The organism is Arthrobacter sp. Leaf141 (assembly GCF_001424565.1).
GTDB lineage: Bacteria > Actinomycetota > Actinomycetes > Actinomycetales > Micrococcaceae > Arthrobacter.
The window spans coordinates 94,981-108,475 of the sequence record NZ_LMOL01000045.1 but is presented as its reverse complement, the minus strand read 5'-3'; the positions used below and the strand labels follow the sequence as shown (position 1 = coordinate 108,475).

The following is a 13,495-nucleotide window of genomic DNA, read 5'->3' as shown; positions in this document are numbered from 1 at the left end:
AGAACGGATCCCCATGACTTCGACCCCGTGGCAGGCTGCCATGATCACGCCCACCCAGGAGTTCGACGGCGCCCCGCGGCTCCGGAAGGAGTTCGCCCTGGACACGGGCCACGGCGCCGTGGCCTCAGCCACCCTGCGGGCCACCGCCTTCGGCGTCTACGAGGCTTTCATCAACGGCAGCCCGGTGGGGGATGACGTCCTGAGCCCGGGCTGGAGCTCCTACGAATGGCGGCTCCGCTACCGCAGCTACGACGTCACTGCCCTGCTGGGACAGGAGAGCGTCCTCGGCGTGGAACTGGGGAACGGCTGGTACCGCGGCCGGCTGGCCTGGCATGGCGAGTCCAACCTGTACGGCAGTGAGCTGGGGTTTTTCGGCCAGCTGGACATCACCTTCGCGGACGGCCACGTCCAGACCGTCGCCTCCGATGACACCTGGCAGGCAGGCCCGTCCGCCACGACGTTCAACGACCTTTACGACGGGCAGGTTGTGGACGCCCGACGGGTCCAGCCAGGCTGGTCGGCTCCCGGGTTCGCGGCGCAGCCCGACGGCGGGTGGGCCGGGGTGCGGACCCTGGCGTTCGACGCCGGCCGGCTGGCAACGCCGGTTGGCCCGCCCGTGGTGCGTACCGGCGTCGTCCGCCCTGTGGAAATCCTTACCTCACCCACCGGCAAAACGCTGGTGGACTTCGGCCAGAACCTGGTGGGCTGGCTGAGGTTCACCGTCCAGGGCGAGGCCGGCGCCGCGATCACCCTGCGGCACGCAGAGGTCCTCGAAGACGGTGAACTGGGGGTCCGGCCGCTCCGCTCAGCGAAGGCGGCGGACACGTTGATCCTCTCCGGTGGCAGCGACTTCTTCGAGCCCACCAAAACATTCCACGGGTTCCGCTACGCCGAGGTCACGGGCTGGCCCGGCACCCTCACCACGGATTCGCTCGAAGCGGTGGTGGTGCACTCGGAGCTGGAGCGGATCGGTGAGTTCGAATGCTCCAACCCGCTGGTGAACCAGCTGCACAGCAACATCGTGTGGGGGCTGCGCGGGAACTTCCTCGACCTGCCCACCGACTGCCCGCAGCGGGACGAACGGCTTGGCTGGACCGGCGACATCGGTGTGTTCGCCCCCACCGCCGCGTTCCTCTACGACGTGCAGGGCTTCCTGCAGGACTGGCTGCTGGACCTCGCCGCGGAGCAGGAAGCCGCGGACGGGCTGGTCCCCATCACCGTACCTGACGCGCTGAAGTACTGCCCGCAGCCGCCCGAATTCCCCAAACCCGAGTCCTCCGCCCTGTGGAGCGAAGCGTCAGTCTGGGTGCCGTGGGCGCTGTGGGAAGCCTACGGCGACCTCGGCGTGCTGCGGAACCAGTACGCCTCGATGGCCTCGCACACCCGCCGGGTGGAAACGCTGCTGTCCCCCGAAGGGCTGTGGGACCAGGGCTTCCAGTTCGGCGACTGGCTGGACCCGGACGCCGCGCCGGACCAGCCGTGGGCTGCCAAGGCCGACACCGGTGTGGTGGCTACCGCCTGCCTGTACCGGACGGCCCGGATCACTGCGGAAACGGCCCGGCTGCTGGGCAAACCGGAGGAATCGGAGTACTTCGAAGCGCTCGCGGCCCGCGTGCAGAGGTCGTTCGCCAAGTACTACGTGGCCGCTGACGGCACCATCCACAGCGACTGCAGCACCGTGTACGCGTTGGCCATCGCGTTCGACGTGCTGGAAACCCCGGAACTGCGCGACTTCGCCGGCAACCGCCTGGCCCAGCTGGTCCGGAAGAACGGCTACCGCGTGTCCACCGGATTCGCCGGGACGCCGTTCATCACCCACGCGCTCACGGACACCGGCCACCTGGAAGACGCGTACCGGCTCCTCCTGGAGGAGCAGTGCCCGTCCTGGCTGTACCCCGTGACCATGGGTGCCACCACGGTGTGGGAACGCTGGGATTCGATGCTTCCGGACGGATCCATCAACCCCGGCGAGATGACCAGCTTCAACCACTACGCCCTGGGGGCCGTGGCGGATTGGATGCACAAGGTGGTGGGCGGCATCAGGCCGCTGGAGCCGGGCTACGCCAGGATCCTCATTGCCCCGCAGCCCGGCGCCGGCATCGACTGGGCCCGGACCAGCCTCGCGACGCCCGCGGGGCAGGTCCGGGTTGATTGGCGGATGGTGGACGGCCGGCTGGCCGTGGAGGCCACCGTCCCGGCCGGCGTGAGCGCCGACGTCGACCTGCCGGGCCGGGAACGGTTCACCGTCCAGGGCGGCAGCCACGTGTTTTAGCCCTTGACGGCGCCCTGCGTGACACCTTCCATGACCCAGCGCTGGCAGAACAGGTAGACGATGATGGCCGGCGCCATGGCCATCAGGTACGACGCGAAGGACACGTTGTAGTTGTTGCTGAACTGCGTCTGGAAGATGCTCTGCACCACTGGGAGGGTCTGCAGGGCGGGGTCCGAGGTGATCAGCGACGGCATCATGAAGTCGTTCCAGGAGGCCAGGAAGGCGAAGATCCCCACGGTGGCGCTCATGGGCGCCAGCAGCGGGAAAATGAGCTGCCAGAACGTCTGCCAGGTGCTGGCGCCGTCGATCCTGGCGCTTTCCTCCAGTTCCGCCGGGATGGAACGGAGGAACGCCGTGAACAGCAGGATGCTGAAGCTGAGCTGGAACATGATGTGCAGCAGGACCACGCCGGCGGGGTTGTCCAAGCCCACCAGGCCGGTCAGCTGGATCTGGGGGAGCGCCACCACGGGGAACGGGATGAACATCGCAGCCAGAAGGTAGAAAAACGAATACCGGAACAGTTTGCGGTCCCAGTTCCGGGAAATGGCGAACGAGGCGAGGGCGCCCAGGATGACGGTACCGGCGACGGTGCCGGCCGTGATGAGGACGGTGACGGCGAAGGCTGCAGGGAAGTTGGTCAGGTTCCAGGCGGTGGTGAAGCCTTCGAGGCTGAACGGTGCGGGCAGGGAGAAAGCGTTGCCGTCCACTGCCTGCGCCTGGGTTTTGAACGCCATGGAGATGGTCACGTACAGCGGCACCACAACGGTCAGCGCGCATAGCACCAGGATGGTGGTCAGTGGCCAGTTGGCCTTGTCGCCCCGGCTCCGGGGTGACGCTGCGGCGCGGCGGGGTGCCTTGGTGCCGGCGGCCGTCGCGGTTTCGGCGCCCTCGATGGCGGGGGTGTTGAGGATGGTCATCAGAGCGCGTTCCTTCCGCGGGTGATCCGGAGCTGGAGCAGGGAAATGGCCACCACGATGATGAAGAACATGGCGGCGTTGGCCATTTGGTAGGCGTAGTCGCCGCCGGTGAACCCGGTGACGATGGTCATGGGGATGCTCCGGGTGGCGGTGCCGGGGCCGCCGTTGGTGAGACCCACAATCACGTCATAGGCGTTAAGGAAGTTCTTGAAGCCCAGCAGGACGTTGATCACGATATAGCCGGCCACGAGGGGCAGCGTGATCCGGACCAGCTGCGCGAACTTGCCGGCGCCGTCCAGGTCGGCGGCCTCATAAACGTCGCCGGGGATTGCCAGGAGGCCGGCGATGTAGATCAGCAGCGTTCCGGGAATGGCCTGCCAGGTGGTGACCAGGACGACGCCGATCCAGGCCAACTCAGGATTGGCCAGGATGCTTTCACTCAGCCAGCCCACGCCGGCCGCCTGCCCCAGTTCCGGCAGCGAGTTGGAGAACAGGAAGTTGAAGACGTAGGCGATGATGATGCCGGAGATGACCATGGGGATCACGAAGACCGCGCGCAGGCTGGTCTTCAGCCTGATCTTGGCGGTGAGCCCCACCGCCAGGAGGAAGGCCAGGACGTTCACCAGGACCACCGTCACGGCCGCGAAACCGAAGGTGAACAGGTAGCTGGCCAGGACGGCGGGGTCGGAGAACAGGGCAACGTAGTTGATCAGGCCTACAAAGTCCCAGTCGCCGAACCCGATGGAGTTGGTGAAGCTGAAGAAGATGCCGATGATGGCCGGCAATGTGATGGAGAGGGTGAAGAGCACCAGGCTCGGGACGAGGAACGCGTAGTAGATCTTCTCCACTTTGCGTTTGGGGCGGGGGGTAAGTGTTGTTGCTGTCATCGCCTGTTCTTTCTGTCCGTCAGCGGCGGAGCGCCAGGCGCGCCCAGTCCGCGTCCAGGGTGCTCAGGGCTTGGGTGGCATCGCCGCCAAGGGCGATTCCCTGGATGTAGTTCTCGGTGGGAATGGTGAGCGGGATGGCCTTGGAGGGTCCCTGGTAGAAGTCCCCGGCCTCGAAATAGTCCCTCATTCCGGTGATGCGGGGGTCCGTGGCCGGTGCAGCGTCGGTGGTGGTGCCGTAGCCCAGTTGGGCAGCGTTGTATTTGTCCATCACGTCCTGCCGGAACAGGTAGCTGAGGAATTTCCGGGCTGCATCCTTGTGCCTGGATGCCTCGGGGATCCAGGCGGCGAGGTCGATGTTGACCCGCACCTCCAGGTCCTCCGGGTTTTCCGTCATGGGCAGCGGGAACGTGCCCAGTTCCAGGGACGGGGCGGTCTTGGCGATCTCACCGAAAGCCCACGGGCCCTGCAGGTACATGGCCGACTCACCCTTGGCGAACGCCAGGTTACCGTCGCCGTACCCCTTGCTGGCGGCGTCGGCGTTTGTGTAGTTGTCGATTAACTGCTTCATGCGGCTGACCGGCTCCTTGAAGTCCTTCTGGAAGGAGGCAGGGCTGTCCGGCCCAACCTCCGTGCCCAGTTCGTTCATGGCCTTGTAGAAGTCCGCCACGTCCACTTCGCCGCCTACGGTGTAATCGAACCAGCCCTGCGCCGCGGTCCAGGGGTCCTTGAACGTTCCATAGAAGGGGGTGATGCCGGCGGCCTTGAGCTTCTCGCAGGCAGCCGTAAGCTCCGCGGACGTGGTGGGGACTTCGATGCCCTGTTCCTTGAAGATCTGCTTGTTGTAGATCACCGATGCCGCCATCACGGAGTACGGCAGCACGCTGGTCCGGCCGGGGTAGGAGGCGTACTGGGTCACCAGGTCCTGGACTTCGGGGAGGATCCGGCCTGCTTCGGGCATGTCGCTGAGGTCGCTGAGGGCGCCCCGCTCCATAAAGCGGGCCATTTCCATGTTGTAGTTCAGCAGGCCCAGATCCGGCGGGTTTCCCCGGAGGAAGCCTGCCTGCAGGTTGGAGGACGAATCGAGGACGATCTCGACGTCGTCGTTGGCGGCGTTGTACTCCTTGATGAGTTCGCGGAAGTACGGGATTGCCTCGGGTTTGGAGAGGTGGAACCTCACGGTTTCCGGGGCGTCCGCGCTGCTGCAGGCGGAGAGGCCTGTTCCGAGCATCAGGACGCCCAGGAGTGGGGCGAGGATTTTTGCGCTACGGCGTCGGGGCACGGGGAGGATCCTTTCGGGGGCCGGTGTCGGCTCAGGTGTTGTTTCGGCTATTAGATTTAGCTTGCGAATCAACTGTCCTGCGACAATGATGCAGTACAGAACTGACGCGGTCAAGGATTGGCAGTGATGACGGACACAGGAATTGCCGCCCCGCGCGCCAGCCTGCAGGCAATGCTGAATTTTGTGTGGGCGGCGGAAGCCTTCGTGAGTACGGACGCGATGGCGGCCACGGGACTGACGCGTTCCACAGCCATCGAGGCGTTGGACGGGCTAATCAGCCTTGGCCTCCTTGAGGAGCTTCCCAATGCCCGCGCCACCGGTGAATACAGCAAGGGCAGGCCGTCGCGGCGGTTCGCCTTCCGCCCCGGGGCTGCCGTGGTGGTGGGCCTGGACGCGGGCCGGACCCACCTCACCACCACCATCGCCGACCTTTCGGGAAACCCCCTGGCGCGGCAGACCGTCCGGCTTGACGTTGACAGCGGCGCCGCGGAACGGCGGGTGGCCGTGGTGTCCGCCATCGATGCGGCCCTGCTCGAGGCCGGCCGGGAACGCAACGAGGTCCTTGCGGCCGGCGTCGGCGTCCCGGCGCCGGTGGATGCCGTTGGCGCATCGCCGCGCCAGGAGGGCGGCTTCTGGCAGCGGATGAATCCCGGCCTGCAGCAGCTGCTGGAGGAGTGGGTGCCTATTGTCCGGATCGAGAACGACGCATCGCTGGCCGCCATCGCCGAGGGCAGCGTGGGAGCGGCCGTCGGGCTGCGGCATTTTGTGGTGTTGCTCGCCGGGGACCGGCTGGGCGCGGGAGTAGTGGTGGATGGCCGCCTGCTGAAGGGCAAGCACGGCGGTGTGGGCGAGATGATGGCCTTCGACTACGTTTTTGGGGTTGAGTCGGTGGTGGGGATCGGCCTGCAGCTGGCCGACTGGGTCCGCGAAGCCAAGGCGGCCGGCGATCTTCCGCCCGGACATCCCCTGGCGCCGGTGGCAGCCGCGGACCTTACGGGCCGGATGGTCCTGGACCTTGCCCGATCCGGGGATGCCTGGACGCGGGCCCTGGTGGAGCGCGCGGGAGCGCTCCTCGCCCGGGTAACCGGCGTTTTTGGCAGCCTGTACGACCCGGAGCGGGTGATTGTGGCCGGGGCGGTGGTGGAGGGTCTGGATGAGGTGCTGGCCGTGGCGCAGGACTTGCTCCCCGGGGAAATCAACCTGCCGGCCCCGGAGCTGCTGCTGTCCGCGCTCGGCGCCACGTCCGTGGCCACCGGGGCCGTGCACGCAGCCCTCGAAGCGGCCCGCAGTGACGTCCTGCGATTGGGGCGCCCGGTCGCTTCCGCCCGGCCGCCCGGTGCGATGAACTAGGAGGACGCGCCGGCGGCCGGAACGCAATGTTCCGGCCGCCGGACTTCGTGTTGACGTGCCGCCTGGGCTTAGGCGTGCGCTGATTCCTGAAGGTATTCCTCATCTTCGGCGACGTTTGAGTTCCGGCCCAGGGCCAGGCCCACCATGGTGAGGACACAGGCCACCGTCAGGTAGATGGCCACGGGCAGCCAGCTGTTGTAGGCGCCCATCAGGAGGGTGAACATAAATGGCGCCACGGCGCCGCCGATGATTCCGGCAAAGGTGTACGCCAGCGAGCTGCCGGTGGAGCGGAGGCGCGGGCTGAACTGTTCCACCACGAACGCGGCCTGCGGGCCGTACATAAAGGAGTGGAACACCAGGCCCAGCACGGTGCCGATGATCAGGACCGTAGCGGACTTTCCCTCAAGGGCTATGAAAAAGACGAAGGCCCAGACGGAGGCGCCCACCGCGGCGATGCCGTAGACGAGGCGACGGTTGATCCGGTCTGAGACCGCGCCGGCCAGGGGCATGGTGAAGAGCTGGACGGCCGATCCGATCAGGACGGCCACCAAAACCTGGCCGCGGTCGAAGCCGAGCTTCTGGATGCCGTAGGTGAGTGTGAAAACGGTGCACAGGGCGTAGAGCACGTCCGGGCCGATGCGGCTGAGGATGGCTGCGGCGAGGGGCCGGCGCTGGGTGCGGAGGACTTCCTTGATGGGGGCGTTGGGCTTTTCGCCGCGGGCTTCGAGGGCCTTGAAAACGGGGGTGTCTTCCAGCCGCAGCCGGATCCAGAGTCCGAAGGCCACCAAAACTGCGGAGACCAGGAACGCAATCCGCCAGCCGTAATCCACGAAAGCTTCCTCGGACAGCATCAACGTCAGTACCGCCAGGGCGCCGTTGGCCATCAGGTTGCCGGCGGGCGGGCCGATCTGGGCGGCGGAGGCCCAGAAACCACGACGACGGGGATCACCGAATTCGCTGGACAGCAGCACGGCGCTGCCCCATTCGCCGCCCACGCCGACTCCCTGGGCGAAGCGGAGCAGCACCAGTGCGATCGGTGCGGCGATGCCGATGGTGCCGTAGGCGGGCAGCAGGCCGATCAGGAACGTGGCCACGCCGATCAGCATCAGTGTGATGACCAGGACCTTTTTCCGGCCGATCTCGTCACCCAGGCGGCCGAAGATGATGCCGCCGACGGGCCGGGAAATGTAGCCCACGGCGTAGGTGGAGAAAGCGAGGAGGGTGCCCGTAAGGGGATCTGCGGCGGGAAAGAAGATGAGCGGGAAAACGATGGCGGCCGCTGCCGAGTAGACGGCGAAATCGTAGAATTCAAGCGCGGTGCCCGTAAGGCTGGCGGCGAAGGCTTTGTACATATCCTTGCGGCGCACCACGGGGGCTGTGGTCTCAGGCGCCGGGGCTGGGTTGGTGGCCATGGGTGTCCTCCAGGGTGGATGCGTTGCTGCGGACCGCCGGGGCGGGAAGGGTGCCTGCGCCGCGGGCCGGGGAGTGCCGAGGGGCAGCGGTGGGGCGTTCCCGGCGGAGTACGGCTGCCGGGCAGTGCTGGTCAGGTTGTTGAACAATCTGAGGTTGTTGAACAATCTAATGTGAAGTGGGCCACTACGTCAAGGGGGTGGCTCCTGGCAGTGGGCGGCGCTCCGGCACGTCACGCGAAGCCTTCGGGCCGGGAACAGCAAATGCCCATGCGTGCAGGACGACTTGGCCCCGCCTTAAGGCCGAGGCGAATCCACCCGCCCCCGTTAGCCGTGACTGTTCACGTGGCGGCGATCAGGCGCGCACCTGTAGGCCGATGGGCTTATCCGACTTGCCGCCCAGTCACAAAAGCGATGTACCCGTTGCCTGAAGGCCTCAGGTTTTCGGGGCACTCCGAGCCCGCTGCTCGCCGCCCCAGCGTTCCAGTGCGTTGATCGCCTCGCGCAGGGTGAGGCCCTTATCGGTCAACGCGTAGGCCCGCGTGTTGTGCCGAAGGGGTAGGCGGGACAATAGGCCGGCGGCCTCGAGCTCACGCAGGCGGGTCGCAAGCATGTTGGTTGGCACTCCCAGGTCGCGCTGCAGATCGCCGTAGCGCTGCGGCCCGTCGAGCAGCCGCTCCACGATAAGCAGGGCCCACCGCGCTCCGACGACGTCGAGGGCCGCGGCGAGGTCGCTCACGCGGTCGGATCGACGTCCGGCTTCATCCAAAACGGCGAATAGTGGTAGCCGTCGGGGTCGTCGAACTGGCGCTGGTACATGAAGGGGTAGTCGTCGGTGTCGCCGATCCGCCCGCCGGCGGCGCCGGCGCGTTCGATGAGCCTGTCCACTGCCTCCCGGCTGCCGAGGTCGAAGGAGACGGTGACCTTCGAGGGGGTGTCCGGCCCGCCGACCAGCTCTTCGGCGCCACCGACGCTCGCGTACATCTCGCGGCTGCCGAGCATGACGTACTGCTCGGGCGCGATCGCGAAGCAGGACACGTTGTGGTCTGACATCTCGGTGTTGAGGTTCCAGCCAAGGGCGGTATAAAAGGCTGTGGAGCGCTCGACGTTCTCAACCGGGCAGGTGATGAAAAGGCTCATGACGCCATACTTGCATTTTGCAAGTATGGCGTCAAGACCCAGCCGCACTTTGCAACTTGCAACCGTAGCAGCCGGGCAGCCGTCGGCAACTATCAGCCCTGGCCGCGGAAGCTGCCCTCCGCTGACGGATCGGAGGAGAAAAGGCGAACCTCCGCTTTTGTCCCTCCGCGCACGGTGAGCAGGGTCGAGTCCCGCCATATTTCCCGGGCGCACCTATAGGCAACGCAACGGTTCCGGGGCGTGCTCTCAGCGCGCGGGGATCTCCGGGTACTGCTCCCGCGCGGCCCACGCGCTGCTCGTGGATATATTCCCCCGGATCGCCCACCGGCCCACGGCAGCGGCAGCCCCCACGGTTGCCCACAAACCCAGCAACCCCGGGTGCCAGCCCAGTCCCAGCAACCCGCCCAGCCCCCAAAAGACCAGGGTGGGCGCGGCAAAAAATGCACCGACATGGATCCACTGGCGCCGCACGGGACGGAGCAGGAAGGCCAATACCCACGCGAGCGGAGCGCCCGCCAAAAGGGCGGTCCCATAACCGTAAAAGAGCGCCAGCGGCACGACTCCCCAGCCTGTCCACGCGTCGGTCCCGGAGCGGAAGGCTGTGACCACGTGGGATATGGCGATGATGGTGGCCAACAGGCCCACCCACAGAGTGGTGGTGATCAGCCAGCCCTTGATGAAGGCAGGCGCCTGCAGGACCACCTGCTCTTTCGCCGGCCCCGGCACGTCCTCCCACGTCATGCCCCTAGCCTAGTGCCGGGCTTCAGCCTTCCGAATGGGTCCGCACGTCTGCGCTGGCTTCCGCCTTGTAACCCAGGTTCCTGGAGACGGCCCTGGCTGCCGCGCGCACCGCCGGGGCCAGGACGTTCGGGGGTGTGGCACCGTCCGGCACCACAATGGACAGCGCCGCCACCACGGTGCCTTGGGCGTCGAAGACCGGCGAGGCCACCGACACCGTGGTGGACGGCAAGGTCCGGCGGATCATGGCAATGCCCGTCCGGCGCACGTCGGACAATGTCCGGCGAACCTGCCCCTCCGGCATAACCGCCACGCCGGGTTCGAGTTCAGGTGGTTTGCGCAGCATGGTTTCCTGGAACTGCTGGTCAGCGCCGGCCAGCAGCACCAGCCCGATGGCCGTGGTCCGCAGCGGGGCCCGCCCGCCAACCCGGTAGGCCACCTCGGTAGCATCCTTTCCGGACAGCCGCTCGATCAGCACCGCCTGTTCGTTGTCCCGCACTGCCAGCAGCACGTGGTGCCGGGTGACCTCAAAAAGGTCCTCCAGGTAAGGCAAAGCGATTTCGCGTACCCCGTGCCCCCGCGGCGACAGGGATGCCACTTCCCAAAGCCTGACCCCCACAACGTACCGGCCGTCGTCGAGCCTCTCCAGCGCGCCCCACGCCACCAGGCGGGCGATCAGCCGCAGCGCTGTGGGGGCCGGCATGTCCGCGTGGCGCGCCAGCTCCGACAGTGTCAGCGCCCGGCGCCGGTCCGAAAAGACAGCGAGCAGGCTCAGGGCGCGGTCCACCACCGGTTCGCCCTGCTTGGGCCGCTTGCCGCGGGCGGGAGGAGCGTCTGAATCCGGAGGGACTGCCATGGCCGCCTTCGATGCTGGGGGATACGTGAGCTGTCCCACAATACTATTCCAACCAATGAAAGCTCCCTGTGGTGAAGATGCTGCGGGAACGGAAGCTGGAACTCCCAGCACCCCACGCCCAGGAGCCTGCCGCATGACCGCCACCAGTCTCGACGCCGACGTCGAACACGCCCTTTCCACGCTGCCGCTTGAAGACAAGGTTGCGCTGATCAGCGGCGACGGGCTCTGGTCCACCCGCGCGGACGCCCGGCTGGGACTGCCGCGGGTGATCGTGTCGGACGGTCCCGTGGGCGTGCGCGGGCACAGGGAGAACGAACAGCACGGCTCGGCCAACTTCCCGTCCGGAACCGGGCTGGCGGCGTCGTGGGACCGGAACCTCCTGGAGCGCATCGGACGCCAGCTCGCCGCCGAAGCCCGCCGCGCGGAGGTGGATGTGGTCCTGGGCCCCACCATCAACCTGCACCGTTCACCCCTGGCCGGCCGCAACTTCGAGTGCTATTCGGAGGATCCGCTGCTGACCGGCGACCTGGCCGCCGCGTACGTGACCGGCATCCAGTCCCTGGGGATCGGTGCCTGCCCGAAGCATTTTGTAGCCAACGAGGCCGAAACTGACCGGACGAAAGTGAACAACGTGCTCGCGGCCCGAACCCTTCGCGAGGCCTACCTGGCGCCGTTCGAAAATGTGGTCCGGAACGCGCGGCCGTGGATGGTCATGGCCGCGTACAACGGCGTCAACGGTGCGCCCATGACCGAGAACGCGCTGGTGGCGGAGCCGCTGAAGGGGGAGTGGGGCTTCGACGGTGCCGTGGTCTCCGACTGGCACGCCGTGTATTCCACCACCGGATCGGCGCTTGCGGCCACGGACCTGGCCATGCCCGGACCGGAGAAGCTGTGGGGTGCGGCGCTGGTTGAGGCCGTCCGGGGCGGGCAGGTCGCGGAGGCGGAGATCGACCGGAAAATCCGCCGCCTGCTGACGCTGGGCCGCAGGGTCACCGCCGGCCGGAACCAAGCGATTAACCCGTCCGACGCCGGTCCGCTGGCCCGGGCGACCGCCGCTGCAGGGACGGTCCTGCTGGAGAACCGGGACGGCATGCTGCCCTTGCGGCCGGCAGGGCCCACCTCGATCGCACTGATCGGGCCGGCAGCACTGGACCCCCGCACGCAGGGCGGCGGCAGCGCCTCGGTGTATCCCGACTACACGGTTCCACCCGCGGCAGGGCTCCGGAACGCGCTGGGCGAAGGCGTCCGGGTCACCACCACGCAGGGTGCCTGGCTCGCCGATGGCCTCCGCGAACCCCGGCCCGGTGAGTGCACCTTTGATGGCGCACCCGTGCAGCTGCGCTGGCTGGACGCTGCCGGTGCCGTCCTGGAAACGCAGGCAGGCCGGCTGACCACGCTGACGCGGGGCCGGACCGGCGTCCCCGCCGGGGCGGCCGCCGTCGAACTTTCCACCCTGTTCACCCCGCACCTGTCCGGGAGCTGGCAACTCGGCTACAAGGGGATCGGCCTGGGCGAGGTGACGGTGGACGGCGTTCCCGTAGCCACCGCCGATTCCAGGGACCGTGCCGGCAACCTCGAGGAGGTGCTCATTGGCGCCCCTGACGTCAGCGGCCCCGTTGAACTGACGGCGGGCACGGCCATCCACGTGGCCCTCCGCTTCACCTGGGCCGGCGACTTTATGCTGTTCCGCGTGGGGCTGGGTGTGGCCGAGCCCCGCCTCTCGCAGGACGCGGAAATTGCCGCCGCCGTGCAGGCCGCCCGGGAGGCTGAGGTGGCCGTGGTGATGGTGGGGACTTCCGGCGCCGTGGAAAGTGAGGGCTTCGACAGGACCTCCCTCCGGCTTCCCGGCGCCCAGGATGAATTGGTGGCCGCGGTGATTGCAGCCAATCCGCGCACCGTGGTGGTGGTAAATGCGGGCGCCCCGGTGGAAATGCCCTGGCGCCATGACGCGGCGGCGGTGCTGCTGGTCTGGTTCCCGGGCATGGAAATGGGCAACGCCCTGGCGGATGTTCTGCTGGGCGCAGTGGAGCCCGGCGGGCACCTGCCCACCACCTGGCCCGCGCTGCTGGCGGACGCGCCCGTCACCACTACCGCCCCCCGGGACGGCGAACTGGCTTATACGGAAGGAGTGCACCTGGGCCATCGCGGCTGGGCCCGGCAGGAGCCAGCCCCCGCGTACTGGTTCGGCCATGGGCTGTCCTACACCACGTTCGCCGTGTCCGCCTTTTCGCTGCGGCACGCGGGCGCCGGTGTTTCCGCTGTCCTCACCGTTAAGAACACCGGCACCAGGGCCGGCAAATACGTGGCGCAGGTTTACGCCTCGGCGCCCGGCTCCGAGGTTGACCGGCCGGCGTTCTGGCTGGCCGGTTTCGGGACCGTTCAGCTCGCCGCCGGGGAATCGGCCGACCTTGAGGTGCTCCTGCCCGTCCGGAGTTTCGAGTACTGGGACGAGGAAACGGGCTGGGTGCTGGAACCGACCCTGTTCCAGCTGGCCCCGGCCTCCGACGCCGGTCAGGCCGCCGGCGCCCTGGCCGGACCTCTGGCCGCCCACTGGGACGGGGCCATCGCATGACCCGCCCACTGGGACGGGGACCATCACATGACCCGCCCGCCCGCGCTGCGTGGCGTTGCACGAAGCACCGTGCCG

11 protein-coding genes are annotated in these 13,495 nt (G+C 67.6%); 3 read left to right on the top strand and 8 right to left on the bottom strand.

Annotated elements, in window-relative coordinates; translation table 11 throughout:
* The first annotated feature begins 13 nt into the window (after positions 1–13).
* A complete protein-coding gene (locus tag ASF72_RS19115) occupies positions 14–2,272 on the top strand; it encodes a glycoside hydrolase family 78 protein (RefSeq protein ID WP_056601555.1) in 2,259 nt (752 codons plus the stop codon).
* Here the strand turns inward: ASF72_RS19115 and ASF72_RS19110 are convergent.
* Genes ASF72_RS19110 through ASF72_RS19100 form a run of 3 tightly spaced genes read right to left on the bottom strand, consistent with a single transcriptional unit; the run spans position 2,269 to position 5,304 of the window.
* On the bottom strand, positions 2,269–3,189 hold the full coding sequence (locus ASF72_RS19110; protein WP_056601552.1) for a carbohydrate ABC transporter permease: 921 nt from the start codon (positions 3,187–3,189) through the stop codon (positions 2,269–2,271). The genes ASF72_RS19115 and ASF72_RS19110 overlap by 4 nt on opposite strands.
* Positions 3,189–4,076 (bottom strand): carbohydrate ABC transporter permease, encoded by an 888-nt coding sequence (locus ASF72_RS19105; protein WP_056601549.1) that lies wholly within the window; start codon positions 4,074–4,076, stop codon positions 3,189–3,191. Before ASF72_RS19105 ends, ASF72_RS19110 begins: the two co-directional genes overlap by 1 nt.
* A 19-nt stretch (positions 4,077–4,095) precedes the next feature.
* The gene (locus ASF72_RS19100) at positions 4,096–5,304 is read right to left on the bottom strand and encodes an ABC transporter substrate-binding protein (RefSeq protein WP_056601766.1); all 1,209 of its coding nucleotides are present in this window, start codon (positions 5,302–5,304) and stop codon (positions 4,096–4,098) included.
* Positions 5,305–5,481: 177 nt separating this feature from the next.
* Between ASF72_RS19100 and ASF72_RS19095 the strand changes: the two genes are divergently transcribed.
* The gene (locus ASF72_RS19095) at positions 5,482–6,705 is read left to right on the top strand and encodes an ROK family protein (protein WP_056601547.1); all 1,224 of its coding nucleotides are present in this window, start codon (positions 5,482–5,484) and stop codon (positions 6,703–6,705) included.
* Positions 6,706–6,773: 68 nt separating this feature from the next.
* Here the strand turns inward: ASF72_RS19095 and ASF72_RS19090 are convergent, their stop codons facing one another.
* From ASF72_RS19090 to ASF72_RS19070, 5 genes are all read right to left on the bottom strand, one after another.
* On the bottom strand, positions 6,774–8,117 hold the full coding sequence (locus ASF72_RS19090; RefSeq protein WP_056601544.1) for an MFS transporter: 1,344 nt from the start codon (positions 8,115–8,117) through the stop codon (positions 6,774–6,776).
* Positions 8,118–8,550: 433 nt separating this feature from the next.
* A complete protein-coding gene (locus ASF72_RS19085; RefSeq protein ID WP_056601540.1) occupies positions 8,551–8,853 on the bottom strand; it encodes a winged helix-turn-helix transcriptional regulator in 303 nt (100 codons plus the stop codon).
* Positions 8,850–9,254 carry a VOC family protein gene (locus tag ASF72_RS19080; protein WP_056601537.1) on the bottom strand — a complete coding sequence of 135 codons (405 nt, stop codon included), beginning with the start codon at positions 9,252–9,254 and terminating at the stop codon, positions 8,850–8,852. Before ASF72_RS19080 ends, ASF72_RS19085 begins: the two co-directional genes overlap by 4 nt.
* A 246-nt stretch (positions 9,255–9,500) precedes the next feature.
* Positions 9,501–9,995 (bottom strand): hypothetical protein, encoded by a 495-nt coding sequence (locus tag ASF72_RS19075; RefSeq protein ID WP_056601535.1) that lies wholly within the window; start codon positions 9,993–9,995, stop codon positions 9,501–9,503.
* Positions 9,996–10,017: 22 nt separating this feature from the next.
* Entirely contained in the window at positions 10,018–10,848 is an 831-nt protein-coding gene (locus tag ASF72_RS19070; protein WP_082178172.1) for an IclR family transcriptional regulator, read from the bottom strand.
* A gap of 133 nt (positions 10,849–10,981) precedes the next feature.
* Here ASF72_RS19070 and ASF72_RS19065 point away from each other — a divergent pair, with 133 nt between their 5' ends.
* On the top strand, positions 10,982–13,420 hold the full coding sequence (locus tag ASF72_RS19065) for a beta-glucosidase family protein (protein ID WP_082484586.1): 2,439 nt from the start codon (positions 10,982–10,984) through the stop codon (positions 13,418–13,420).
* The last annotated feature ends 75 nt before the right edge of the window (positions 13,421–13,495 follow it).